The organism is Vibrio artabrorum (assembly GCF_024347295.1).
Classification (GTDB): domain Bacteria; phylum Pseudomonadota; class Gammaproteobacteria; order Enterobacterales; family Vibrionaceae; genus Vibrio; species Vibrio artabrorum.
This window is the reverse complement of record NZ_AP025458.1, coordinates 3,025,620-3,051,651: the sequence shown is the minus strand read 5'-3', so window position 1 is coordinate 3,051,651 and position 26,032 is coordinate 3,025,620. Positions and strand designations below refer to the sequence as shown.

Sequence of the window (26,032 nt, the reverse complement as noted above, 5' to 3'; positions counted from 1 at the left end):
ATATGGTTAGGAGGGCCAACAGAAATAGATCTTGGTGCAGCGTTGTAGCACTCGTTCTTATTATTTTAGACGATTCTTATAACGGGTAATTATAACGATAAATTTGTTCTCATTTCTTTAACGCTATCAACCTTTAACAACAAAAGTCGCAACAGTTGTTATAAAAAAATAGCGAATAGAAACAAAAAAGCGACCAAGAGGTCGCTTTTTAGAGTTGAGCTATATTATGGGCAATCGAGCTTTAATGCGTTTTAGCGATTAAAGAAGGCCACGCGCTTTTAGAATCGCGGTTTTGAAATCATCTTCTTGGTCTTTTTTTAGACCTGGGATCATTTCATCTTTTTCGCTGTTGCGCATTTTTAGGTGGTAGATAAGAACATCGTCAGTCAGTTCTTCAAGCTTGCCTTGGTAGCCCGCTTCTTTTGACAGCTTAATGATAAACTCTAATAGGTTAAGCTCTTGATCTTTCTGCCATTCAGGCTCCATCAGTTCAAGCAGTTCTTCAATGCGGTGACACTTCATACTTTATTTCTCCACAAATTTTATAATGATTTGTGGCTAAGGTATCAAATCAGGTCGGGAATACCAATGTGTAAACACATTTCAATTCGGGAATTGTGCAAGAAAAAAGCGCAGTAAAAACTGCGCTTTTTGTTAAGCGGCTTTAATTACTTTGGTTGCAGTCGGTGCTAATAAAGCAGTCTTCTCAACTAAAGTCATTGTTGGAGCCAATTTCTTAGCCGTTGGAGCGGCAGCAAAGCCACTACGACGACGCATCGCACTGCGGTTGGTGTGCGAGAACCTGACTGTTGTTGGGCGCATTAAGTTACCTAACGGTCAGGCATATCCATTGCCAATCTAATGGCCTGATTTACTATGAGATCTACCCCAATGACTTGAAGCGTCACTCCTCTGGCTTTCGCCAATCCGAATAATAAATCAGGATAATGATATGCATGCATATCAAAACTTAGATTATCACTATCTAACTTATCGATCGATGCCTGAGTGATAAATATACGATATTAGAGCTAAAATAGTGTGAGCAGTATATTTGAGTTTGAACCACTATCAGGCTTAAGATGATGCTTTAAAGGAGGTGCATATGTCGTTCTTAAAGAAAACGCTAGCAAGTTTTTGTATTGGATCTGCCAAGGTGGATTCTGTATTGCAACAGGAAGTGCTTTATCCAGGGCAAAAGGCGAGCATTATTGTGCATGTGTATGGTGGCGCTCAACCGCAGGAGATAGATAATATCGATCTCAATTTGTGTTGTCGTTACATCAAAGAAATTACGACGAATTCACAAAGGCAGGAGGGCGGTCAAACACGCCGAATGCACCAGACATACTCTTTAGCAAAATGGAGTCTGCCGTACGCCTTTGTGATTCAGCCTGGAGAAAGCCGTAATTTTGAGTGCGAATTTGATGTGCCGTTGAACACTCCAATTACGATTGGTGACTCAAAGGTGTGGCTTGAAACCGGTTTAGATATTGCCATGTCAATTGATCCATCAGACAAGGATATTCTGACGGTTCGCCCTGATGCGTTGCTCGATGGCATTTTTAACGAACTCGAAGCTCAAGGTTTACGCATTCGCCAAGTTGAGTGTGAAGCGGTAGAAGGCTTTGAGTTGCCGTTTGTCCAAGAGTTCGAATTTGTGCCTACGACTGGCCCTTATCATGGCCGTTGGCGTGAGCTGGAAGTAGTGGCTCATCGAGATGATACCGAGCTGAAGTTGTGGTTTGAGATAGACCGTAATCGCGACGGTGCAAAAGGCATGTTGGCGAGCTTACTCGGAATGGGTCAGCTACAGCGTCAATTGAGTGTGCCATTGGATATCTCACCAGAAGAGGCAGGCAAGCGGGTACTTGAATACTTAGATAATGCCTCTTAGTCCTATCACCTTTAATCCAACTCTTTGGCTATTGAGTTGTAGCGAGCCTAGTCTCAGCACGCATCATTGATGTGATATAAATTTAAGCTTACACGTGTAAGCTTAATGTGTAATACTGGGTCAATTGAACATTTACTCTAGTAGGATACTCATGTCTGCGTCATCTGCCAGCGAATACAGCGACATCGAAGAACGCGCGAATGCGATAACCCATGGCTTGGGCGTCTTGCTCGGCGTGATTGGCTTGATTTTGTTGCTGGTTCGCGCCTTTGATTCCCAAGCTGACCTATTGACCGTTGCCAGTATGACGGTTTACGGCAGCAGTATTATCCTGCTCTTCCTTGCTTCGACACTGTACCATTCGATCACGACAGAAAAGACCAAGCGTTTACTCAAAACCCTTGACCACTGTGCCATTTATTTGCTGATTGCTGGCAGCTATACACCATTTCTATTGGTGAGTTTAAGAACACCACTTGCGATGGGTTTGATGGCGGTGATCTGGAGTATCGCGCTGGTGGGTATCATCATGAAGATTTTCTTCGTCTACCGATTTAAGCGTTTGTCATTAGTGACGTATTTAGCTATGGGTTGGTTGTCGTTGATCGTGGTGTACCAACTGGCGATGAACATCGAGATGGGCGGCTTAGTCTTGTTAGCACTCGGAGGTGTGATCTACTCTTTAGGTGTAATTTTCTATGTGGCAAAACGTATCCCATACAATCATGCCATTTGGCATTTGTTTGTATTAGCGGGTTGCGCTTGCCATTTCTTGGCAATTTACTTGTACGTAACTCCGGTTTAACGAGTCAGCACTTCAACGATTTCTGCTTTGATTTGGTACTTAGGGTGCTGTTCTACTGCTAGCTTGATCGAGGTACCTTCGGCATTCGTTTTAGGTCGAAGGTAGGTGTCAGCCATCCGCTTAATCGATTTCCAAACGGTTACCGTTTGCTCTGTTAATCGTTCGCCACTCGGTGAGTACACGTCTAATTGCAAAGAGACTAAGATAACCGCCTGAGAGCCTTGGTTGGTGATAGCTGTAGGGATGATCAATTCACCATCCTCATAGTGGCTAGCGCCTAGTACCACATCAACCCCTGATTGAGATAGCTGCAGGCTTGGCTTTTGGCTATCAACAACCATTGTTGTGCCGCGCACGTTAGTCGCAACCGGGGCTGGCACAACAGGCACGGCTATAACAGGCTGAGTAATCTCTGATGTTGTTATATCTTCTTCCGCTGGCTGTGGCGCCACATATTGCCAAGTAAAATCATCGTTCAGCTGTATCTGTTTTCCATTTTGCAGAGTCACTATCTGGTTGGCGAACGCTGAACTGCTCAGCAGTGTGCTGGCAATAAGTAAGTATGATTTCATCTCGGTATCCTTAAGTTTTTGCGCAACTAACTTCGCCAAAAGGCTGGAAAAAAGAGAACGATTAACGTAAGTATTTCGAGTCGTCCCATCAGCATACCCAAACTTAATAGCCACTTTGCGGTGTCTGGCAGTGGAGCAAAGTTACCCGTTGGACCAATGACGCTACCCATGCCTGGACCCACATTGGCAACGGCTGTAATCGCACCAGATATACTGGTTAAAGGATCCAACCCCATGGCACTCAGCGCGCCTGAAATTAAGATGATCGTGATGAAGAACATCAAACCAAAAGCCACTATAGATCGTACGATATCGTCGTTTACTGGCCGTTGATTGTAGCGTTGAACAAATACTCCTGATGGGTGAATTAACTTCATTAACTGCTTGTGAAGCATGGTCATCGCAATTTGGAAACGGAATATTTTAATGCCGCCCGAGGTTGAACCTGAGCAGGCCCCTGCCATCATTAAAAACGCAAACAGTGTACTCGGCAGTGCCCCCCACGCGGTAAAATCTTCTAAGCCAAAGCCGGTTGTCGTTACGATTGATACAATGTTAAACATTGAGACACGCAAAGCATCCATGACGTTATAGCCATCTCTTGTCACTAACCATGTGGAGATTACGGCGCTAGTGACTAAGAATAGGTACGTGAAACCTCTCACTTGTGCGTCTTTGTAGAGTATCGAGAGTTTTCTACCGCGTAGGGCACTAACAAACAGTAAGAACGGCAGGCCACCAAGGAACATGAATACAGTCCCCACCCAATGAGCGCTGTTTGAGAAGTGGTTCATTGAGCCATCTGAAGTTGAGTAACCACCCGTTGATAACGTGGTAAAGGCGTGATTGATCGCGTCAAAGGCGCTCATGCCTGCCAATACGTAACTTACCCAGCATAGGCCAGTCAGAACGAGATAAACCGCCACGATATTCTTGGCGACCGTTTTCGCTCGTGGGCTGCTTTTATCTGACCAATCGGAGGATTCTGTTTGGAACAGGCGCATCCCGCCGACGTTAAGCATAGGCAGCACCGCTACCGCCATCACGATAAAGCCAATGCCACCTAACCACTGCAATATGGAACGCCATAATAGAATGCTTGGTGCCATGCTGTCTAAGCCACTGAGCACGGTGGAACCGGTCGTGGTGATACCAGACATGGTCTCAAAGTAGGCGTCAGTGAAGCTGATGTGGTTAATGAACACAAAAGGGAGTGCGGCAAAGGCACTGGCAATGGTCCAGACCAGAGAGGTGATCAAGAACATGTCTCGCACCCCTAATCGAAACTTAGCAGAGCGACCCAAATTCAAGCAGATGAACGCCACGAGGTGCGTGATCACTACCGATTGACCAAATTCGAGAAAACCATCGGTACCGGTAAAGAAGGCAACCAATGTTGGGATGTACATGAAAAGGGCGAGTTTTGATAATACCAACCCTATCACTAATAATATTGGACGAAAGTTGACCATAGCTTCAATAGACCATAGTTTTAGCAGACCACAGCGTTATGCTGGAGCGCAGTTCTCATTAGAAGATTACAAGAAGAAAGGGCTAGGTTGGAAAAGAGACTCAACATCAGGCACGTATTTCTTATCTACAAGGAACATCACTACATGGTCATCTTGTTCAATGACGGTTCTATCATGCGCAATCAGTACCTCTTCCCCGCGAACAATCGCACCAATGGTGGTGCCTGGCGGTAGCTTGATGTCGCTAATTGCTCGGCCAACCACTTTGGATGTGGTTTCGTCACCATGAGCAATGGCTTCGATTGCTTCAGCCGCGCCGCGACGAAGGGATGATACGTTTACAATATCCGCTCGACGAACGTGAGTCAGCAGCGCAGAGATCGTCGCTTGTTGTGGAGAGATTGCAATATCAATGACCCCTCCTTGTACTAGGTCGACGTAAGCACCACGCTGAATCAGTACCATGACTTTCTTGGCACCCATTCGCTTCGCCAGCATTGCTGACATGATGTTGGTTTCATCTTCATTGGTTAGGGCAATGAACACGTCCACTTGATCGATGTTCTCTTCGGTGAGTAGCTCTTGGTCTGCTGCGTCGCCACAGAATACGATGGTGTTTTCTAATTCTTCAGACAGTTTCTCGGCACGTGTGTAACTGCGCTCGATAAGCTTGATGCTGTAGCTCTGCTCAAGGCGTTTTGCCAAGCTTGCACCAATGTTACCACCACCGACAATCATGATACGGCGGTACGGTTTCTCTAAGCGTTGCAGCTCACTCATGACTGAGCGGATGTGGTTACTTGCTGCGACGAAGAATACTTCATCGTCGGCTTCAATGATGGTTGTTCCTTGTGGGCGAATCGGGCGACCTTGGCGGAAGATCGCGGCAACACGAGTATCAATGTGCGGCATGTGCTCACGCAAAGCCGATAGGGCGTTACCGACGAGTGGACCACCGTAGTAGGCTTTTACTGCAACTAGGCTCACTTTTTGTTCAGCAAAACTCACAACCTGCAGTGCACCTGGATATTGAATCAGGCGCTCGATGTAGCTGGTGACTAGCTCTTCCGGTGCGATTAGGTGATCGACTGGAATCGCGCCTGACTTGAAGAGCGCTTCTTTCTCTTCCAGGTATTGAGGAGAACGAATACGGGCAATACGGTTCGGTGTATTAAACAGAGAGAAGGCAACCTGACATGCGGCCATGTTGGTTTCGTCCATGTTGGTTACGGCTACCAACATGTCGGCATCTTGCGCGCCCGCTTCACGGAGTGTGTTTGGGTGGCTGGCATAGCCGTTGACAACCCTAAGGTCGTATTTGTCCTGAAGCTCACGCAATCGGTCGGCATTTCGGTCGACAATGGTGATGTCGTTGTTTTCACCCACTAGGTTTTCAGCAAGGGTACCGCCAACTTGGCCTGCACCTAGGATAATGATCTTCATAGCCTGTCTCTTTTCTTTACCGTGGTAATTCTAGTGATATCACTTGTTTTGATAATGCACTAGAAGCAACAGCGGCTAAGAAATACATTCTTAGCCGCTGTTAGTTGTTATGCCTGTTTTACTAGCACTGCGTAGTAGAAGCCATCCATATCTTCTTCACCAGGCAGTATTTGACGCCCCGGATTTTCGATATCAGACCCAACAAGCGTTGCGTTCTCAGTACGCCCAAGGAATGCTTTCACTTGCAGTACGTTTTCTTGCGGCGTGATAGAGCATGTCGCATAAACCATGGTGCCACCTTCTTTTAGCTGGCGCCACATGGCGTCCATGATTTCACTTTGTAGCTCTGCTAGTGCATCGATATCAGATGCACGGCGCAACCACTTAATATCAGGGTGACGGCGAATAACACCGGTCGCTGAGCATGGCGCATCAAGTAGGATGCGGTCAAACTGACTGCCTGTCCACCACTCTTCAGGGTAGCGAGCATCGCCACAGATTACATCAGCACGTAATTGCAGGCGTTCAAGGTTATCGTAAACGCGGTCTAGGCGCTTAATGTCACTGTCAATTGCAACCACTTCAGTGTCTTGAGTATGTTCTAGAATGTGGGCCGTTTTACCGCCTGGCGCGGCACAACAGTCGAGGATTAACTCACCCTCTTTTGGTGTGAGGTAGTCAACGGCAAGCTGAGCGGCTGCGTCTTGTACTGATACCCAGCCTTTGTCGAAGCCTGGAAGTAACGTCACATCACAAGGTGAAGCTAATTTTATGGCATCCGCCGCTTCAGGGTGCAGAGTGTATTCAATGTTTTCGTTTTTAAGCAGTTCAACATACTCGTCACGCGTGTGGTGTTGGCGGTTTACGCGCAGCCACATTGGTGCTTTGCTGTTGTTTGCTTCGACCAATTGCTCCCATTGATCTGGGTAGCTCTCTTGAAGCATTTTAAGAATCCAGCTTGGGTGGCCGTATTTGCCCGCATTGTGGCTAACCGCTTTTTCGTCGAGTTCTTCTTGGTCGCGCAGGTAGCTACGTAGTACAGCGTTGATCAAGCCACTCAGGCTCGGACCTCGCAGGGTTTTCGTGCCCTCAACGGTTTCAGCAACGGCAGCGTGCGAAGGGATACGCATAAAGCTCAGTTGATAAATGCCCACCAAAATTAGGTGGTGGAATACACGCTTTTTACCTTTTAACGGGTTTTCCATCAATTCGTTAGCGATTGACTCTAAACGAGGCAGGTAACGAAGTGCGCCGTAGCAAATCTCTTGCAGTAGTGCATGGTCTCGCGGGCGGATCGTTTTTTGAGCCGCAGGGAGAGCGTGTGAAAGAGAGTGGCCTTTATCGACAACTTGGAATAGGACATTTGCAGCAGCAGCGCGAACATTCATGAGGGATACCGAATTTTTATTTGAATACATGAGGGCATCTCTGCCCTCGTAAAGGTTTTCTAAGCGGCGTTATAGCCGCTCTAAAGCGGTTAAGACAGTTGAGTTCCAACTTCAAACCAGCTTGCACGTGAGTTCAAGATATCTTGAACTGACATGGCTTTTTTACCTGGAACCTGTAGCTGTTCAAGAACAATTACGCCTTGTCCTGTTGCTACATAGATACCCGTTTTATCCGCTTGCAGAATGGTACCTGCAGGCTTATCAGAAGTTTGCTCTGCCACACGGCTTTGCCATACTTTAATGCTGTTCTCAGCGGCTTCAAAGTGGCTCATTGGCCATGGGGTGAAGGCACGAACGCAGCGCTCAATATGCGCAGCTTCATCATTCCAGTTGATACGCGCTTCTTCTTTGCTTAGCTTCTTCGCGTAGTTAGCAAGCTCATCGTCTTGCTTCTCTGCAATGGCTTTACCAGACGCGATATCTGCTAAACAATCCACAAGCGCATCAGGGCCAAGGCCTGCCAACTTTTCGTACATTGACGCGCTGGTATCTGTCGCTTCGATAGGCAGCGTTGCGATGCTGAGCATATCGCCAGTATCTAGGCCGATATCCATCTGCATGATCGTTACGCCGGTCTCCTTATCACCCGCCCAAATAGAGCGTTGAATCGGAGCTGCACCACGCCAGCGCGGTAGGATGGAGCCATGTACGTTGATACAACCCAAGCGAGGCGTATCTAATACAACCTGCGGAAGCAATAAGCCGTAAGCGACAACAACCATGATGTCAGCGTTCAATTCAGCTAGCTCTTGCTTAGCCTCATCTGACTTGAAGTTTTCTGGTTGGTAAACCGGAATATTGTTTTCAAGTGCGATGTTTTTTACTGGGCTCGCCGTCAGTTTTTTACCGCGGCCGGCAGGACGATCTGGCTGCGTGTAAACAGCAACAACGTCATGTTCCGAAGACAACAACGCCGCCAAGTGACGGGCGGCGAAATCCGGAGTACCTGCGAAGACAATTCTTAAAGACTGACTCAAGGTAGGCTTCCTTCTTAATTGAGTAATAGCAACGATTATTGCTCTTGTTTTTCGTTGAAACGTTTAATCTTCGCGAGCTTATCTTGAATACGCTTGCGTTTTAATGGTGATAGGTAATCAACAAACAACTTGCCTTCTAAGTGGTCAAGCTCGTGCTGAACGCATATCGCCAGTAGATCATCAGCGTCGAATGTGAATTCGTTACCTTCACGGTCTAGTGCTTTAACTGTGACTTCTGCTGCACGAGGGACTAGAGCTCGTGCGCCAGGTACAGAGAGGCAACCTTCTTCGATACCATCTTCGCCACGTTTTTCAGTAATTTCAGGATTGATCAGAACCATAGGTTCATCACGCGTTTCTGAAATATCAATAACAACGATGCGTTGGTGGAAATCGACTTGCGTCGCCGCAAGGCCGATACCTTCTTCGTCGTACATGGTTTCAATCATGTCATCAACGAACTTTTGAATCTCAGGGGTCACTTCTTTTACCGGTTTCGCCACGGTACGTAGACGATCATCAGGTAATGTTAATACTTGTAATACAGACATATACACTCGAAATATTGAACTGTGCCGAAACAGCTTAAACCTTGTTGGCTCAATTCTAGACATTTTAGAGGTCAAATGACAGCATCCTGAAGGTAATTATCCAATCAGATGTCATATATTCAGACCAAGGAACCGAGGTCATGCGTTATTTTTCTTCCACTTTTTCTCTTATTTGTGCCTCGCTTTCGTTTGCCGTTATGGCTGAAAATAGTGGGCAACCTTTAACCATTAAACAGGATGCGCCTCAAACTTATGCGGTGGTTAAGGGCGATACCTTATGGGATATTTCAGCCATGTATCTCGATAGCCCATGGTTGTGGCCTAGGTTATGGCAAGTCAATCCTGAGATAGAAAACCCACATCTGATTTATCCCGGAGATAAGTTGTCTTTGGTGTGGGTTAATGGTGAGCCAGTATTGAGCCTCATCCCCGTCATTAAGCTGAGCCCAAAGATTCGCGTGTCGAAGAAGAAAGCAGTACCTACCCTCAATGAGGGGTTGGTTTTGCCGTATTTACAATCTGATCGCTTGGTTGAACTGCAAGATATTCAATCGGCTCAACGCGTGTTAGGAACCAGTGATGGCAAACGCTTCTTATCGGGTGAAGACCGGTTGTTTATCTCGGGCAACCAACAACATCAAAAGTGGGGCATCTACCGCGCCGTCGAAACTTACCAACGACAGCAACCTCAAGCGAGTATGACCTCATTACGTTTGGTCGCCACGGCGAGCCTAAAAGAAGTGGACACTGAGTTCAGTAGCTTACAGATAGAGACTCAACTGCAAGAGGTGCTGCTTAACGATCTTGTGCTGCCAGAGCTTGGTGTTGATCAGGTGAAGCTCTCAACCACCTTTAACCCTGCGCCTAGTGCTGCGGGGCAGTTTGCCAATATCTTGGGTTCATTAGATGGTAGCCAATACAGCGCAAAGAACCAGGTGGTCGTTATCAATAAAGGCTCACAGGACAACCTTCGCCAGGGTTCTATGTTCACCCTTAGCGAGAGCGGGGCGGTGGTGTTTGGTAAGCAAGGTGAATACAGCTATAAAGAATCAGCAGCGAGCGATAAGGTGCAATTGCCAAGTACCTCACTCGGAAGTTTGATGGTTATTCGCCCTTACCAGTATTTTAGCTTGGCGTTGATCACTCAAAGCTCTAAGCCGGTTAGCAATGACATTCTGGCGGTATCGCCTTTGGATCTTGCTTTGACGGAAGAGGTTAAGGACTCCGAGTGAATGAGCAACCGCTGATCGCTTGGCTCTCCCTGAGCTTTGTTCCGCAACTTGGGGGTAAGCGTCTTTCTCGTCTATTGAGTGTTGATTCCCCATCGAATATTGTTGGCTACTCCAGCCAACAGCTGCAAGCGCTTGGTTTGTCAGCCAAGCAAATTTCCTATCTAAGGGAGCAAGCCCCAAGAGAAGTAGAGGCGTGCCTAGAGTGGCAAGCAAGACAACCTAACCACCACATCATTACCGCGAATTGCTCACATTACCCCAAACTGCTGAACGAGATAGCCTCTGCACCAAGCGTGCTTTTCGTTAAGGGGCATATTGAAAAACTGATTGAGCCTCAAATCGCGATGGTTGGCAGCCGTAATGCCAGTCTCGAAGGGCTGCAAACGGCGAAGTCTTTTGCCAAAGAGTTCGTGCAAAACGGCTTGATTGTCACCAGTGGCCTAGCGCTCGGTATCGATGGCTACGCTCATGATGGGGCTCTGGAAAAAGGTGGCGAAACTTTTGCCGTATTGGGGGCGGGTTTAGATTCCATCTACCCGGCACGACATAGAGATCTAGCGGATAGAATTTGTGAGAATGGCGCGCTGATCTCAGAGTTCCGTCCAAGCGCTAAACCTCGACCTGAACATTTCCCTCGCCGTAACCGTATTATCAGTGGGTTGTCTTTGGGGACTCTCGTCGTTGAGGCGGCTGAGAAAAGCGGTTCTCTGATTACCGCTCGCTATGCCATGGAGCAAGGCCGCGAAGTGTTTGCCCTTCCTGGTTCGATTCATAGCCCAACCAGTCGCGGAGGCAATAGCTTAATTAAAACTGGCGCTTGTTTGGTGCAGAGTGCTCAAGATGTGTTGGTTGAAATAAAGAGTCTGTTAGACTGGTCTATCGATCAGCAGCCCAGTTTGTTCGAATCGACGTCGAGTGAGAGCGAAAATGAACAATTGCCATTTCCACAGCTGTTCGCTAACGTAGGATTAGAGGCGACACCCGTTGATATTTTGGCACAGAGAACCCATATACCTGTGCATGAGGTCATGATGCAGCTTTTAGAGCTTGAGCTCTCTGGGCATGTTGTTGCAGTTTCCGGTGGCTATATTCGAAAGGTGAGAGGCTAAGCTAGGATGATGGACATACTGATGTACTTGTTTGAAACCTATATCCATAGCGATTCAGAATTGCAGGTGGATCAAGATGAGCTTGAAGATGAGCTTCTTCGAGCAGGGTTTCACCAAGAGGATATTTATAAGGCCCTCTATTGGTTAGAGGATCTTGCGGCCCTGCAAGATACTGACAACCAAGCGGCAATTACTATGTGCTCCAGCACCTCGATGCGTGTTTACACAAGCAAAGAGATTTCACGTATTAATATGGAGTGTCGAGGTTTTTTACTCTTCCTTGAGCAGATCAACGTACTCACGACGGAGATTCGTGAGATGGTGATTGATCGTGTGATGGGGCTTGATACCAATGAGTTTGAATTGGATGATCTGAAATGGATTATCTTAATGGTGCTATTTAATGTGCCGGGTAATGAAAGTGCTTACACGCAAATGGAAGAGCTGTTGTACACCAAAGAGCAAGGTATCTTGCATTAATACAGGCTTGTCATGAGTAGTAAGATTGATAATCAGCTTTTTTCAGCACATGAACATGCGTTAGAGCATGAACCATGTCCACAGTGTGGTGGGGAGCTTCAGCTTCGCCATGGTAAGCACGGCCCATTTTTAGGCTGTAAGCAGTATCCGAGCTGTGATTACATCAAGCCTCTTCATCAAAATGATGGTCATGTGGTGAAAGAGCTGGGCGTGCCGTGTCCTAAATGCCAAAACGAATTGGTATTAAGGCAAGGTCGCTTTGGGATGTTCATTGGTTGCAGTGGTTACCCAATGTGTAATCACATCGAATCTTTGGATCAACCGAAAGAACAACCTGAAGAGCAGCCACAGGTTGCCTGCCCTGAGTGTGGTCGAGGCCACTTGGTTGAGCGTAAATCTCGCTATGGTAAAACCTTCTATGCGTGTGATAACTACCCTAAGTGTAAGTTCGCTGTTAATCAGCCACCTGTTATAGGTCGTTGTGAACAGTGCCAGTTCCCGCTGTTGCTGGAGAAGAAAATGGCCAGTGGCACTAAGACCCAATGTGCTGATCGCAAGTGTCATCACATTCAATCTCAGTAGTAATACTAATCAAAGTAAGTGAATGACCAGAAATAAAAAACGGCGCTCAATGAGCGCCGTTTCTATATCCAATAAACGTTCTATATTTATCAAGCACCGTAGACTTACTTCATCTGCTCAGCAAACTCATGCACAGCTGGGTAGGCTTGCTTATCAAGAATGTCTGCCAGTGAGCATAACGCTCTTTGCAGCTCTGCGTTGTAGTCAGCACTCACGTTAATGTGACCCATCTTACGACCTGCGCGCTTCTCTTTGCCATACCAATGAACATGACAACCACCTTGAGCCAGAATCGCCTCAGGAAGAGTATCCTCACCAAGAATGTTGATCATTGCAGTTGGGCGAATCAGTTTGGTGCTGCCGAGAGGCATCCCACATACGGCACGCAGGTGGTTTTCAAACTGACAAGTTTCAGCGCCTTGCTGTGTCCAGTGGCCAGAGTTATGAACACGTGGTGCGATCTCATTAACCAGCAGTGAACCCTGAACATTAAAGAACTCTAGTGCGAGTACGCCAACGTAATTCAAACGTTCTGCAACGGCGGTGAACATGGTTTTCGCTTGCGCTTGCAGTTCAATGTCGTCAATCGCTGTTGATAAGCTTAATACGCCATCGGTGTGAACATTCTCAGCCAGTGGATACACTTGAATCTCGCCATTGATACCACGAGCACCAACCAGTGATACTTCGCGGTCAAATGGGACAAACTCTTCAGCCACAATCGCTTGGTTGTCTGTTGCGGCAATGCACTCAGCCATTTCTGTCCAAGTTGACTCGACATTATCTAATGTCTTTAAGCGCCACTGGCCCTTGCCATCGTAGCCGCCCAGTGTGCTCTTCAATACCATTGGTAAGCCAACGTGAGCGATCGCGGCGTCAAAATCTTCGCGAGAATTAATCACGTAGTATTTAGCATTCTTCACGTTCGCTTCGTCTAACAGCGCTTTTTCAAGGCGACGGTCACCGCCAGCTTTGATGGCTTCTGTGGTCGGTAAGAACTTACCGCTGCGTTCACATACCTCAAGTACATCGTGAGGGATATGTTCGAACTCTGCAGTAATCACGTCCGCACGCTCAATCGCATTGTCTAAGCCGTTGCCTAGAACCGCTTGCGTTAATGGGTGAATAATATTTTTACTGCCAACATCAAAAGCAGAAATTTCAATATTCAGCGGCGCCCCAGCTAGGGACATCATGCGAGCAAGTTGGCCCGCGCCTAACACAAGAACATGCATGGAAATTAGTCCTCAGCAGGGTTTGGATTAGCCAGAACCGTTTCTGTTTGCTCAGAGCGGAATGCTTCTACTTTTGCCATCACTTCTTCATTGTATGTACCAATGATTTGAGCCGCTAGGATGCCCGCGTTAGCAGCTCCCGCTTCACCGATAGCTAGAGTACCTACCGCAATACCTTTTGGCATTTGCACGATAGAAAGCAGAGAATCCATGCCTTTTAGTGCTTTAGATTGAACGGGAACACCTAGAACCGGTACGCTGGTGAAAGCCGCAGCCATACCCGGAAGGTGAGCAGCGCCGCCAGCACCAGCAATAATCACTTTAATACCGCGCTCTTTCGCACTGGTTGCGTAGTCTGCAAGCAACTGAGGTGTGCGGTGAGCAGAAACCACTTTTGTTTCGTACGCTACGCCAAACTGATCCAACATTTCTGCTGCTCGCTTCATTGTTGGCCAATCAGATTTAGATCCCATGATAATACCGACAGTCATCTCAAACTCCTTCAGGTACGATTTAATTAGTGATTAGATATTTTGTGCGCATTATACGGGTAAAATCGATCAAGGAAAACGTTTGCGTCAGTCTGGTTGGTTAATTGATACATTTTATAAACAAATAGCTTTAGTCACAGTGAATGATAATTTGTACACTTAGCGAGTTCGATTACTGAATTAATGAGGCAACCCTTGGATAACTTTCAACATACTTTGCAGGCATTACAACAAGGTGAAGTCATTGCTTACCCGACCGAAGGCGTATTTGGGGTCGGTTGTGATCCCGATAATCCACATGCCATCAAGAAATTACTCGACTTAAAACAGCGACCGATCGAGAAAGGGTTGATCCTAATTGCTGCGAGTTACGAGCAACTGTTACCTTACATTGATGAAAGCCAATTGACGGAAGCGCAGTTGGCTACAGTGAAAGCGACATGGCCAGGTCCGGTGACTTGGATCATGCCAACCAGTAGTAAAGTCACGGATTGGGTTAGCGGTCAATTTGATTCCATCGCGGTGCGAGTGACGGATCACCCTTTGGTTCAAAGGATGTGTAATGAGTTCGGTAAGCCGCTGACCTCGACCAGTGCTAACCTGACCGGAGAGCCGCCTTGCATGACGACGGAAGAAGTTCAGCAGCAACTGGGCCAATATTTGGTCGCTATTTTAGAAGGTCAGACGGGCGGTCGTGACAAGCCTAGCGAAATTAGAGATGCAAAAACGTCGAAAATATTAAGACAGGGTTAAACCCTGCGAAGGAAGTAAGATGTCAGCAATTGATAAAGAAGCCGTAAAGCAGTTTTTTCTGAGCCTACAAGATTCGATTTGCCAACAGCTTGAGCAGGCTGATGGCACTGCACTGTTTGAAGAAGATGCATGGCAGCGTGAGCCGGGTGAACGCCTGGGTGGCGGTGGTCGAACTCGCGTGATGGCCCGCGGGGCGGTCTTTGAGCAAGGTGGGGTTAACTTCTCGCATGTTGCGGGTAAGGCAATGCCTGCCTCAGCAACAGCTCACCGCCCTGAATTGGCTGGCCGTGAGTTTGAGGCGATGGGAGTCTCATTAGTTATCCACCCTAAAAACCCATACATCCCAACCTCACACGCCAACGTTCGATTCTTCATAGCGGAAAAAGAAGGAGAAGCCCCGATTTGGTGGTTTGGTGGTGGTTTTGACTTAACGCCATTTTATCCTTTCGATGAAGACTGCCAATCTTGGCATCAAACCGCTAAAGATCTTTGTGCGCCGTTTGGTGATGATGTTTATCAAGAACATAAAGAGTGGTGTGATAACTACTTCTATCTCCCCCACCGAGAGGAAACACGCGGTGTGGGTGGCCTGTTCTTTGATGATCTGAATGAGTGGGGCTTTGAGAAGAGTTTTGCTTATATGCAGGCGGTCGGTGAAGGTTTTGCAGCCGCATACTTACCAATTGTAGAACGACGTAAAGAAACGCCTTATGGTGAGCGCGAACGTGACTTCCAACTTTACCGTCGTGGTCGCTATGTGGAATTCAACCTAGTGTACGACCGTGGTACCTTATTTGGTCTGCAAAGTGGTGGGCGCACCGAGTCGATATTGATGTCGATGCCACCATTGGCTCGTTGGGAATACCGTTATGAACCACAAGCGGGCTCACCAGAAGCTCTACTTTATAGTGACTACTTAAAGCCTAGAGTTTGGTAGTTCTTCCCTCCTTATAGGGATAGTGATAGGGTCATCTGTATCGATGACCCTTTTTATTATTTCTGTTAGGTAAGGATATGACACAGCAAGTAGACCGTTATGCCGTTTTCGGTAACCCTATTGGGCAAAGCAAATCGCCATTCATTCACACGTTATTTGCTCGCCAAACCAATCAACCACTTACCTATACAGCATTGCAACCCGATCATGGTCAATTTATCACTTCGGCTAAAACCTTTTTCAGCGAAGGTGGTCGAGGATGTAACGTTACAGCGCCTTTTAAAGAAGAGGCCTATCAGTTTGCCAGTCGTTTAACGGAGAGGGCTCAACTAGCTGGTGCCGTAAACACCCTTAAGAAGTTAGATGATGGAGAGATCATTGGTGATAACACCGATGGTGAGGGTTTAGTTCAAGATTTGCTTCAACATCAAGTTACGCTAAAAGGTGCACGTGTTCTTCTGCTTGGCGCTGGTGGTGCTGCAAGAGGAGTGATTCAACCTCTTCTTGACCAAAAGCCGCAGCAGTTAGTGATTGCTAACCGAACCCGTTCCAAGGCCGAGTTATTGGCTGAGATGTTTGCTTCACATGGAAATATCAAAGGAATGGGATTAAGTGATGTTAATGAAGGCTTTGATGTCATCATTAACTCGACCTCGTCTGGTTTAACAGGTCAGCTTCCTGACGTGTCTAATGTTATTTTCAATTCTAATAGCGCTGTTTATGACATGGTTTATGGATCGGGAACCACGGTATTCAATCAATGGGCATTAGATAATGGTGTTTACGCTACTTATGATGGTTTGGGGATGTTAGTCGGACAAGCGGCAGAGAGCTTTATGCTTTGGCGTGGCCTTCGTCCGGGAACAAAACAGATTTTAAGAGAATTACGTAAAAACCTAGAGATGTAATGAGGTATTTATAAAAAATGAATCAATCAATTCTATTTCCTGATATCCAAGATTGGGATGAAGAGAGCCGAACAATTACTTTCCCAGCACAACAGTCGGGCGCATTGATTGAATGTGTCATGCCGATTGAAGAATTATCACGATTGGCAGGTAAAGAGATAGAAGAGGGCGATCAAGCTTTAGTTATCTTTTCTGAGTTACGTTTCGATATTGAAGAGTTAGCGGAAGAGTTAATAGAAGAAGAGGAGTATGACTCCTCTAATCGGATTCAGATCAAAGTACTTTAAACTGGAAGCACCGAATCTAGGTAGTCGTTTTTATTCTGCACATAGTTGTCAGCAGACTTCTGTAAAAAGGCACGCTCTTTATCATTTAATGGGCGTGCTTGTTTGACCGGGCTCCCTACATAGAGATAACCGCTTTCAAGTACCTTGTTAGGCGGCACCAAGCTACCAGCACCAATCATCACTTCTTGTTTGATAACCACGCCATCCAACACGATAGCTCCCATGCCAACGAGTACACGATCTTCAATCGTACAGCCATGCAGCATGACTTTATGTCCGATAGTGACATCATTACCTATTAATAAAGGATAACCCCCAGGGCTTTCTGCATTCTTATGGGTAACGTGCAAAACACTGCCATCTTGGATATTCGTTCTCTCTCCAATATGAATGTGGTTCACATCTCCTCGAGCTGCAACCAAAGGCCACACGCTAGAGTCGTCACCGATTTTGATATCACCAACCAGGACCGAACTTGTATCTATATAGACACCCTGTCCAATCTGAGGGGATATTCCTTTATAACTGCGTATTGAACTCATAAATCCTCCTTTATATAGGCACCTTAAGCCCTTAGTTAGGGGGATTACTAGTGAAAATGGAGCGTTTTGAACAAAAAACGCTCGAACAATCAAAAAAGTAAGAAAAACTTCAAAAAGGGCTTGCCAGTGTGATCGAAATCTCTATAATGCGACCTCGTTGAAACGGGAAGGCTTCGTAAGAAACCCAAACGATTCAACGGGTCAAATTAGCCAAGCTAAGCGCTTGAAAAAAGTTTTGAGAATAGTGGTTGACACTAAAACTTAAATCGCTAAAATGGCCGTCCGATTTGAGCGAAGCTCAAAAAGGAAAGCTCTTTAACAATTTAAACCTATCAATCTGTGTGGGCACTCGTTGATGAATATCAAAACGTTTTATCGTTAGATAAAACAGATTCTTCGGAATCAAACTTGATTTCAATGAACTGAGTGACCAATACGTTTAACTACTTGTAGTTATTCGGCACAGTCAATTCATTACCATTCTGTTGGAGTGGTAATAGCTTTAGAATTACTTTTTGTAGTTTTGAAGTCAGTATTCGTTGAGTCGACAAAATCTTAAATTGAAGAGTTTGATCATGGCTCAGATTGAACGCTGGCGGCAGGCCTAACACATGCAAGTCGAGCGGAAACGACACTAACAATCCTTCGGGTGCGTTAATGGGCGTCGAGCGGCGGACGGGTGAGTAATGCCTAGGAAATTGCCTTGATGTGGGGGATAACCATTGGAAACGATGGCTAATACCGCATAATGCCTACGGGCCAAAGAGGGGGACCTTCGGGCCTCTCGCGTCAAGATATGCCTAGGTGGGATTAGCTAGTTGGTGAGGTAATGGCTCACCAAGGCGACGATCCCTAGCTGGTCTGAGAGGATGATCAGCCACACTGGAACTGAGACACGGTCCAGACTCCTACGGGAGGCAGCAGTGGGGAATATTGCACAATGGGCGCAAGCCTGATGCAGCCATGCCGCGTGTATGAAGAAGGCCTTCGGGTTGTAAAGTACTTTCAGTTGTGAGGAAGGGGGTAGTGTTAATAGCGCTATCTCTTGACGTTAGCAACAGAAGAAGCACCGGCTAACTCCGTGCCAGCAGCCGCGGTAATACGGAGGGTGCGAGCGTTAATCGGAATTACTGGGCGTAAAGCGCATGCAGGTGGTTCATTAAGTCAGATGTGAAAGCCCGGGGCTCAACCTCGGAACTGCATTTGAAACTGGTGAACTAGAGTACTGTAGAGGGGGGTAGAATTTCAGGTGTAGCGGTGAAATGCGTAGAGATCTGAAGGAATACCAGTGGCGAAGGCGGCCCCCTGGACAGATACTGACACTCAGATGCGAAAGCGTGGGGAGCAAACAGGATTAGATACCCTGGTAGTCCACGCCGTAAACGATGTCTACTTGGAGGTTGTGGCCTTGAGCCGTGGCTTTCGGAGCTAACGCGTTAAGTAGACCGCCTGGGGAGTACGGTCGCAAGATTAAAACTCAAATGAATTGACGGGGGCCCGCACAAGCGGTGGAGCATGTGGTTTAATTCGATGCAACGCGAAGAACCTTACCTACTCTTGACATCCAGAGAAGCCAGTGGAGACACAGGTGTGCCTTCGGGAGCTCTGAGACAGGTGCTGCATGGCTGTCGTCAGCTCGTGTTGTGAAATGTTGGGTTAAGTCCCGCAACGAGCGCAACCCTTATCCTTGTTTGCCAGCGAGTAATGTCGGGAACTCCAGGGAGACTGCCGGTGATAAACCGGAGGAAGGTGGGGACGACGTCAAGTCATCATGGCCCTTACGAGTAGGGCTACACACGTGCTACAATGGCGCATACAGAGGGCAGCAAGCTAGCGATAGTGAGCGAATCCCAAAAAGTGCGTCGTAGTCCGGATTGGAGTCTGCAACTCGACTCCATGAAGTCGGAATCGCTAGTAATCGTGAATCAGAATGTCACGGTGAATACGTTCCCGGGCCTTGTACACACCGCCCGTCACACCATGGGAGTGGGCTGCAAAAGAAGTGGGTAGTTTAACCTTTCGGGGAGGACGCTCACCACTTTGTGGTTCATGACTGGGGTGAAGTCGTAACAAGGTAGCCCTAGGGGAACCTGGGGCTGGATCACCTCCTTATACGAAGATACTTACGATGAGTGTCCACACAGATTGATTAGGTTTAGAAAAGCAAAGAGATGAAGAACTCCCAAGTTCTTCGAAGTTTGTTTCTGCTTTTAAAGTGGAGATAAATTAGCAGTGTCCCGTTCGTCTAGAGGCCTAGGACACCGCCCTTTCACGGCGGTAACAGGGGTTCGACTCCCCTACGGGATACCATTGGGTCGTTAGCTCAGTTGGTAGAGCAGTTGACTTTTAATCAATTGGTCGCAGGTTCGAATCCTGCACGACCCACCATTTCCTCCCAAGGAAATAAAATTTGGGGCGATTAGCTCAGTTGGGAGAGCACCTGCCTTACAAGCAGGGGGTCACTGGTTCGAGCCCGGTATCGCCCACCATTCTCTAAATATTCTTGGTTATCATCATATCCAAACCACTTCTTTTGTTGTTGGTTGGAGTCTTTGACGGTGAGAATCTTTAGAAAATGTGAATTTTAGAACATTGGTTCTTAAAATCTCATGCTCTTTAACAATTTGGAAAGCTGACTGATTGATTACTTACGAGTAATTCAATCAAATTTAAAAGTTCTCAATGTTTATCTTTCATTAGATAAACACAACAAACACATTCAAGTGTCTTGTATTCGATTCAAACTTGTTTGAATCACAATTGAGTCCGGCAAACAGTCATTGAGAATTAACCCTTCTTAATGACAACCAAAAACCTTGGTTGCTTTTTGTCTTCACTTTTTAAAAGTGAAGGCAAATTTGTATCATACACAAGACCCTTTCGGGTTGTATGGTTAAGTGACTAAGCGTACACGGTGGATGCCTTGGCAGTCAGAGGCGATGAAAGGCGTAATAACTTGCGATAAGCCCAGATTAGGTAGTAATAACCTTTTGAGTCTGGGATTCCTGAATGGGGAAACCCACGTGCATAAGTACGTATCCTGTTGTGAATACATAGCAACAGGAGGCAAACCGGGGGAACTGAAACATCTAAGTACCCCGAGGAAGAGAAATCAACCGAGATTCCGAAAGTAGCGGCGAGCGAAATTGGATTAGCCCTTAAGCTTTTAATGATGCAGGTGAAGAGTCTGGAAAGTCTCGCAGTAAAGGGTGATAGCCCCGTAACCGACACATCATAATCAGTGAAAACGAGTAGGGCGGGACACGTGATATCCTGTCTGAATATGGGGGGACCATCCTCCAAGGCTAAATACTACTGACTGACCGATAGTGAACCAGTACCGTGAGGGAAAGGCGAAAAGAACCCCTGTGAGGGGAGTGAAATAGAACCTGAAACCGTGTACGTACAAGCAGTAGGAGCACCTTCGTGGTGTGACTGCGTACCTTTTGTATAATGGGTCAGCGACTTAATTTTAGTAGCAAGGTTAACCGTTTAGGGGAGCCGTAGGGAAACCGAGTCTTAACTGGGCGTACAGTTGCTAGGATTAGACCCGAAACCAGGTGATCTAGCCATGGGCAGGTTGAAGGTTGAGTAACATCAACTGGAGGACCGAACCGACTAATGTTGAAAAATTAGCGGATGACTTGTGGCTAGGGGTGAAAGGCCAATCAAACCTGGAGATAGCTGGTTCTCCCCGAAAGCTATTTAGGTAGCGCCTCGGACGAATACTACTGGGGGTAGAGCACTGTTAAGGCTAGGGGGTCATCCCGACTTACCAACCCTTTGCAAACTCCGAATACCAGTAAGTACTATCCGGGAGACACACGGCGGGTGCTAACGTCCGTCGTGGAGAGGGAAACAACCCAGACCGCCAGCTAAGGTCCCAAAGTATAGCTAAGTGGGAAACGATGTGGGAAGGCTCAGACAGCCAGGATGTTGGCTTAGAAGCAGCCATCATTTAAAGAAAGCGTAATAGCTCACTGGTCGAGTCGGCCTGCGCGGAAGATGTAACGGGGCTAAGCTATACACCGAAGCTGCGGCTACGTACCTTAGGGTGCGTGGGGTAGGGGAGCGTTCTGTAAGCCGTTGAAGGTGGTCTGTAAGGGCTGCTGGAGGTATCAGAAGTGCGAATGCTGACATGAGTAACGATAAAGGGAGTGAAAAACTCCCTCGCCGGAAGACCAAGGGTTCCTGTCCAACGTTAATCGGGGCAGGGTAAGTCGACTCCTAAGGCGAGGCCGAAAGGCGTAGTCGATGGGAAACGGGTTAATATTCCCGTACTTCTTACAATTGCGATGGGGGGACGGAGAAGGCTAGGTGGGCCTGGCGACGGTTGTCCAGGTTCAAGTACGTAGGCGGGTGGTTTAGGTAAATCCGGACCGCTACTAACGCTGAGATACGATGTCGAGCTACTACGGTAGTGAAGTCATTGATGCCATGCTTCCAGGAAAAGCCTCTAAGCTTCAGATTGTAAGGAATCGTACCCCAAACCGACACAGGTGGTCGGGTAGAGAATACCAAGGCGCTTGAGAGAACTCGGGTGAAGGAACTAGGCAAAATGGTACCGTAACTTCGGGAGAAGGTACGCTCTTATCAGTGAAGTCCCTTGCGGATGGAGCAGACGAGAGTCGCAGATACCAGGTGGCTGCAACTGTTTATTAAAAACACAGCACTGTGCAAAATCGTAAGATGACGTATACGGTGTGACGCCTGCCCGGTGCCGGAAGGTTAATTGATGGGGTTAGACTTCGGTCGAAGCTCTTGATCGAAGCCCCGGTAAACGGCGGCCGTAACTATAACGGTCCTAAGGTAGCGAAATTCCTTGTCGGGTAAGTTCCGACCTGCACGAATGGCGTAATGATGGCCACGCTGTCTCCACCCGAGACTCAGTGAAATTGAAATCGCTGTGAAGATGCAGTGTACCCGCGGCTAGACGGAAAGACCCCGTGAACCTTTACTACAGCTTGGCACTGAACATTGAACCTACATGTGTAGGATAGGTGGGAGACTTTGAAACCGCGTCGCTAGATGTGGTGGAGTCGTCCTTGAAATACCACCCTTGTAGTTTTGATGTTCTAACGTTGGTCCCTGAATCGGGATTACGGACAGTGCCTGGTGGGTAGTTTGACTGGGGCGGTCTCCTCCCAAAGAGTAACGGAGGAGCACGAAGGTGGGCTAAACACGGTTGGACATCGTGTGGTTAGTGCAATGGCATAAGCCCGCTTGACTGCGAGAATGACAATTCGAGCAGGTGCGAAAGCAGGTCATAGTGATCCGGTGGTTCTGAATGGAAGGGCCATCGCTCAACGGATAAAAGGTACTCCGGGGATAACAGGCTGATACCGCCCAAGAGTTCATATCGACGGCGGTGTTTGGCACCTCGATGTCGGCTCATCACATCCTGGGGCTGAAGTCGGTCCCAAGGGTATGGCTGTTCGCCATTTAAAGTGGTACGCGAGCTGGGTTTAGAACGTCGTGAGACAGTTCGGTCCCTATCTGCCGTGGGCGTTGGAAAATTGAAAGGGGCTGCTCCTAGTACGAGAGGACCGGAGTGGACGAACCTCTGGTGTTCGGGTTGTCATGCCAATGGCATTGCCCGGTAGCTAAGTTCGGAATCGATAACCGCTGAAAGCATCTAAGCGGGAAGCGAGCCTTGAGATGAGTTTTCCCTGGCACTATAAGTGTCCTAAAGGGTTGTCGTAGACTACGACGTTGATAGGCAGGGTGTGTAAGTGCTGCGAGGCATTGAGCTAACCTGTACTAATTGCCCGTGAGGCTTAACCATACAACACCCAAGGGGTTTTGTGGACTCAATAGAAAGACAGACCTTGAATGCGTTTGAAGAGAAACTTTTAGATTATAGCTTTCCGAATTATTAATTGTCGCGTAGGCGTCAATTAACCCAATTTGCTTGGCGACCATAGCATTGTGGACCCACCTGATTCCATGCCGAACTCAGAAGTGAAACACAATAGCGCCGATGGTAGTGTGGGGCTTCCCCATGTGAGAGTAGGACATCGCCAGGCTCCAAATTTATTTTCACTTTTTAAAAGTGAAGACAAAAAAACTTCGTTATTTGCATAGCAAGTAACAACCTCAACAGTGCACAAATCTGTTGACGACAATTTGTTGGAGGGATGGCTGAGTGGTCGAAAGCACCGGTCTTGAAAACCGGCAACCGTTAATAGCGGTTCTAGGGTTCAAATCCCTATCCCTCCACCACCATTGAAAAGCCCGCTGAGAAATCAGCGGGCTTTTTTCATACCTGAAGCAGTAAAAACCGTTTTATGGGGTAGCTCCCATTGGCAGAGCTGCGGATTCGAAAGCAGCGCGTGTGGGAGTTCGAACCTCTTCACTCATGCCATATTTAAGGCTCTAGTCGAAAGGCTAGAGCTTTTACGTTTTGATATTTTGCGACTATTGACCTTGCTCTCAACTGAGAGTAACATCTTGCGGTACTCAAAAAATAATAGTACAGGTGATGGATTTCCACCTTAACCGCTCTACTTAGAGATAATGATTCCTACTATAACGCTGTCCTTGATCAGTATTACTGATTATTTCGGGATAGATCTGTCTATAGTAGGGCTGAAAGTTTTATTATTCCCTCCTAGATTGTCTATCCTTTTGATTAACTAATGTTAAAAGATGAAGTATATGGCACACCCTCTCCACCAAAACCCTAAAAACTTGTATCAAGTGTTACGTTGGTCTTTATTGATCGTACCTGTCGCTCTACTTGTTGGTTCATTTAATGCCTTTTTCTTGTGGTTGCTATCTGAGGCAACCGAAAGTCGTATTAATACCCCCTGGCTTATTTATCTACTGCCAATTGCAGGTTTATTGATTGTTTATAGTTATCGTAATTGGGGTAAAAACTCTGCGGGTGGCAATAACCTTATAATGGATGAGATTCACCAAGCTGGTGATGGAGTCCCTGTACGTATGGGGCCTTTGGTTTTATTTACTACTGTCATTACTCATTTGTTCGGCGGGTCTGCGGGCAGAGAAGGGACAGCTGTTCAGATTGGTGGTGCGACGACAGATTGGTTAGCAAAAATATTTAAACTATCAGATGTTGATCGAAGAATGATGCTTATCGCAGGCGTTGCGGCTGGATTTTCATCCATTTTCGGGACTCCTTTCACTGGTGCCATTTTTGCTCTTGAAGTTCTATTTATAGGTCGAATTAAATTCAATGCCATTATTCCGTCTTTACTTGCTGCTATCCTTGCTAACGTAGTTGCTACTGCTTGGGGGGCACATCATACACATTACCTTATTGATTATAAGGAAGTGAGTACCATATTTGGTCATGCTATTGATATCGATTTATTGCTTATGGCAAAAGTAATTGTTGCTGCTATTGGGTTTGGGTTAGCTGGGTATTTGTTTGGTGAATTAACGCATGGTTTCAAAGATTTATTCTCTGCAACGCTGAAGAACCCATATTTAATAGTTGTTACTGGTGGTTTAGTGGTTATCGGCCTTACTCATTTACTAGGAAACTATGATTACATTGGTCTTGGTGTTTACCCAAGTAGAGAAGGTGGGGTGAGTATCACGTCGGCTTTTTCAGCGGGAGGAGCTGAGTGGTACAGTTGGTTAGTAAAATTGGTGCTAACAGCGATCACGTTGGCTGCTGGCTATAAGGGGGGAGAGGTTACACCTTTATTCTTTGTTGGGGCTACACTCGGTAACTTTTTAGCTTGGGTTATGGGCGCTCCAGTCGATCTATTTGCTGCGTTAGGCTTTTTAGCGGTCTTTGCTGCAGCAACCAATACACCATTAGCTTGTACAATCATGGGAGTGGAGTTGTTCGGTTCTACTTATTTGCCATATTTTGCACTAGCATGCTATACCGCCTATTACTTTAGTGGGCATACTGGTATTTACTCTTCTCAGCGTGTTGCTGTTTCTAAAACATTAGATCATAGTCGAGACCATGATGGTCTAAATAAAATAGGCTCTTACCGAGATTTGAATGCATCACATATTAAGAGATTAAGTAAGAAGCTGACTAAAAAAAATTAGAGATTTCACGGGGATCATATCACATTGTTTTAATCATGAAGCAATGTGATATGTCATTGATGTTTCATTTTTGTTGTTCTTTATCTATACTCCGACTTCTCATTATTTTTATCTAGATTGATGAGAACACTTGTCGGAGTGCTTAGTACGTTGTTTAGAGTACGAGCTGAGACCGCATTGCGGGATCCGTAGAACCTGATCAGGCTAATACCTGCGAAGGGAACAAGAGAAATTACTTTTAGTTTTAGATGCTATTTATTCAAGCAGTCATACGCTT

22 protein-coding genes, 4 tRNA genes, 3 rRNA genes and 2 riboswitches are annotated in these 26,032 nt (G+C 46.7%); of the genes, 18 read left to right on the top strand and 11 right to left on the bottom strand.

Annotation, left to right across the window (positions count from 1 at the left end; translation table 11 throughout):
• Positions 1-258: 258 nt before the first annotated feature.
• Both OCU36_RS13855 and OCU36_RS13850 read right to left on the bottom strand, forming a co-directional pair.
• Complete coding sequence (locus OCU36_RS13855) at positions 259-522, bottom strand: YihD family protein (RefSeq protein WP_009848104.1); 264 nt, start codon at positions 520-522, stop codon at positions 259-261.
• Between the two features lie 132 nt (positions 523-654).
• Entirely contained in the window at positions 655-822 is a 168-nt protein-coding gene (locus OCU36_RS13850) for a hypothetical protein (protein ID WP_261838453.1), read from the bottom strand.
• 283 nt (positions 823-1,105) lie between these two features.
• Between OCU36_RS13850 and OCU36_RS13845 the strand changes: the two genes are divergently transcribed.
• The gene (locus OCU36_RS13845) at positions 1,106-1,897 is read left to right on the top strand and encodes a sporulation protein (protein WP_261838452.1); all 792 of its coding nucleotides are present in this window, start codon (positions 1,106-1,108) and stop codon (positions 1,895-1,897) included.
• A gap of 151 nt (positions 1,898-2,048) precedes the next feature.
• Positions 2,049-2,702 carry a PAQR family membrane homeostasis protein TrhA gene (trhA, locus tag OCU36_RS13840; RefSeq protein WP_261838451.1) on the top strand — a complete coding sequence of 218 codons (654 nt, stop codon included), beginning with the start codon at positions 2,049-2,051 and terminating at the stop codon, positions 2,700-2,702.
• Here the strand turns inward: trhA and OCU36_RS13835 are convergent.
• The 6 genes from OCU36_RS13835 to def all read right to left on the bottom strand — a co-directional run bounded on the left by OCU36_RS13835 (position 2,699) and on the right by def (position 9,165).
• Positions 2,699-3,274 (bottom strand): DUF3157 family protein, encoded by a 576-nt coding sequence (locus OCU36_RS13835; RefSeq protein ID WP_261838450.1) that lies wholly within the window; start codon positions 3,272-3,274, stop codon positions 2,699-2,701. The two genes, trhA and OCU36_RS13835, sit on opposite strands and share 4 nt — an antisense overlap.
• Before the next feature lie 26 nt (positions 3,275-3,300).
• Entirely contained in the window at positions 3,301-4,746 is a 1,446-nt protein-coding gene (locus OCU36_RS13830; protein ID WP_261838449.1) for a TrkH family potassium uptake protein, read from the bottom strand.
• A 66-nt stretch (positions 4,747-4,812) separates the two neighbouring features.
• Positions 4,813-6,189: a Trk system potassium transporter TrkA gene (gene trkA / locus OCU36_RS13825; protein ID WP_261838448.1), complete on the bottom strand. Its 1,377-nt coding sequence runs from the start codon at positions 6,187-6,189 to the stop codon at positions 4,813-4,815.
• A 107-nt stretch (positions 6,190-6,296) separates the two neighbouring features.
• Positions 6,297-7,577 (bottom strand): 16S rRNA (cytosine(967)-C(5))-methyltransferase RsmB, encoded by a 1,281-nt coding sequence (gene rsmB, locus OCU36_RS13820; RefSeq protein ID WP_261839743.1) that lies wholly within the window; start codon positions 7,575-7,577, stop codon positions 6,297-6,299.
• A gap of 89 nt (positions 7,578-7,666) precedes the next feature.
• Positions 7,667-8,614, bottom strand: coding sequence for a methionyl-tRNA formyltransferase (gene fmt / locus OCU36_RS13815; protein WP_261838447.1), 948 nt, complete (start codon positions 8,612-8,614; stop codon positions 7,667-7,669).
• A 35-nt stretch (positions 8,615-8,649) separates the two neighbouring features.
• Entirely contained in the window at positions 8,650-9,165 is a 516-nt protein-coding gene (gene def / locus OCU36_RS13810; RefSeq protein WP_261838446.1) for a peptide deformylase, read from the bottom strand.
• A gap of 140 nt (positions 9,166-9,305) precedes the next feature.
• Here def and OCU36_RS13805 point away from each other — a divergent pair, with 140 nt between their 5' ends.
• From OCU36_RS13805 to OCU36_RS13790, 4 genes are read left to right on the top strand one after another with little or no spacing between them, the layout of a single operon-like run.
• Entirely contained in the window at positions 9,306-10,397 is a 1,092-nt protein-coding gene (locus tag OCU36_RS13805) for a LysM peptidoglycan-binding domain-containing protein (RefSeq protein ID WP_261838445.1), read from the top strand.
• Positions 10,394-11,506, top strand: a complete 1,113-nt coding sequence (gene dprA, locus OCU36_RS13800; protein WP_261838444.1) for a DNA-processing protein DprA — start codon at positions 10,394-10,396, stop codon at positions 11,504-11,506. Before OCU36_RS13805 ends, dprA begins: the two co-directional genes overlap by 4 nt.
• Positions 11,507-11,512: 6 nt before the next feature.
• Entirely contained in the window at positions 11,513-11,986 is a 474-nt protein-coding gene (locus OCU36_RS13795; RefSeq protein ID WP_261838443.1) for a DUF494 family protein, read from the top strand.
• Positions 11,987-11,998: 12 nt separating this feature from the next.
• Positions 11,999-12,568, top strand: a complete 570-nt coding sequence (locus OCU36_RS13790; protein WP_261838442.1) for a DNA topoisomerase family protein — start codon at positions 11,999-12,001, stop codon at positions 12,566-12,568.
• Positions 12,569-12,672: 104 nt separating this feature from the next.
• On the opposite strand, the gene OCU36_RS13785 is transcribed toward OCU36_RS13790, so the two are convergent.
• Positions 12,673-13,803 (bottom strand): 5-(carboxyamino)imidazole ribonucleotide synthase, encoded by a 1,131-nt coding sequence (locus tag OCU36_RS13785; RefSeq protein ID WP_261838441.1) that lies wholly within the window; start codon positions 13,801-13,803, stop codon positions 12,673-12,675.
• Positions 13,804-13,808: 5 nt separating this feature from the next.
• Positions 13,809-14,294, bottom strand: coding sequence for a 5-(carboxyamino)imidazole ribonucleotide mutase (gene purE, locus OCU36_RS13780; RefSeq protein WP_261838440.1), 486 nt, complete (start codon positions 14,292-14,294; stop codon positions 13,809-13,811).
• Between the two features lie 195 nt (positions 14,295-14,489).
• On the opposite strand from purE, the gene OCU36_RS13775 reads away from it, so the two are divergent.
• The 4 genes from OCU36_RS13775 to OCU36_RS13760 all read left to right on the top strand — a co-directional run bounded on the left by OCU36_RS13775 (position 14,490) and on the right by OCU36_RS13760 (position 17,179).
• The gene (locus tag OCU36_RS13775) at positions 14,490-15,047 is read left to right on the top strand and encodes an L-threonylcarbamoyladenylate synthase (protein WP_261838439.1); all 558 of its coding nucleotides are present in this window, start codon (positions 14,490-14,492) and stop codon (positions 15,045-15,047) included.
• Positions 15,048-15,066: 19 nt separating this feature from the next.
• Positions 15,067-15,984: an oxygen-dependent coproporphyrinogen oxidase gene (gene hemF, locus OCU36_RS13770; RefSeq protein WP_261838438.1), complete on the top strand. Its 918-nt coding sequence runs from the start codon at positions 15,067-15,069 to the stop codon at positions 15,982-15,984.
• Between the two features lie 77 nt (positions 15,985-16,061).
• Positions 16,062-16,892, top strand: a complete 831-nt coding sequence (aroE, locus tag OCU36_RS13765; RefSeq protein ID WP_261838437.1) for a shikimate dehydrogenase — start codon at positions 16,062-16,064, stop codon at positions 16,890-16,892.
• A gap of 17 nt (positions 16,893-16,909) precedes the next feature.
• Entirely contained in the window at positions 16,910-17,179 is a 270-nt protein-coding gene (locus OCU36_RS13760) for a DUF1488 family protein (RefSeq protein WP_261838436.1), read from the top strand.
• On the opposite strand, the gene OCU36_RS13755 is transcribed toward OCU36_RS13760, so the two are convergent.
• Positions 17,176-17,721, bottom strand: coding sequence for a gamma carbonic anhydrase family protein (locus OCU36_RS13755; RefSeq protein WP_261838435.1), 546 nt, complete (start codon positions 17,719-17,721; stop codon positions 17,176-17,178). The two genes, OCU36_RS13760 and OCU36_RS13755, sit on opposite strands and share 4 nt — an antisense overlap.
• 557 nt (positions 17,722-18,278) lie before the next feature.
• Between OCU36_RS13755 and OCU36_RS13750 the strand changes: the two genes are divergently transcribed.
• From OCU36_RS13750 to OCU36_RS13715, 8 genes are all read left to right on the top strand, one after another.
• Positions 18,279-19,833 (top strand): 16S ribosomal RNA (locus tag OCU36_RS13750).
• Between the two features lie 122 nt (positions 19,834-19,955).
• A tRNA-Glu gene (locus OCU36_RS13745) sits at positions 19,956-20,031 on the top strand.
• Positions 20,032-20,033: 2 nt separating this feature from the next.
• Positions 20,034-20,109: transfer RNA gene (locus tag OCU36_RS13740), tRNA-Lys, on the top strand.
• 25 nt (positions 20,110-20,134) lie between these two features.
• Positions 20,135-20,210: transfer RNA gene (locus OCU36_RS13735), tRNA-Val, on the top strand.
• Positions 20,211-20,612: 402 nt separating this feature from the next.
• Positions 20,613-23,506 (top strand): 23S ribosomal RNA (locus OCU36_RS13730).
• Positions 23,507-23,631: 125 nt separating this feature from the next.
• Positions 23,632-23,747, top strand: a 5S ribosomal RNA gene (rrf, locus tag OCU36_RS13725).
• Together the 16S, 23S and 5S rRNA genes with 4 tRNA genes alongside form the textbook arrangement of a ribosomal RNA operon.
• Positions 23,748-23,852: 105 nt before the next feature.
• Positions 23,853-23,943: transfer RNA gene (locus OCU36_RS13720), tRNA-Ser, on the top strand.
• A 246-nt stretch (positions 23,944-24,189) separates the two neighbouring features.
• Positions 24,190-24,254, top strand: a riboswitch (Fluoride riboswitch).
• 124 nt (positions 24,255-24,378) lie between these two features.
• Positions 24,379-25,755, top strand: coding sequence for a voltage-gated chloride channel family protein (locus OCU36_RS13715; RefSeq protein WP_261838434.1), 1,377 nt, complete (start codon positions 24,379-24,381; stop codon positions 25,753-25,755).
• A gap of 124 nt (positions 25,756-25,879) precedes the next feature.
• Positions 25,880-25,994: riboswitch (TPP riboswitch) on the top strand.
• Positions 25,995-26,032 lie beyond the last annotated feature (38 nt).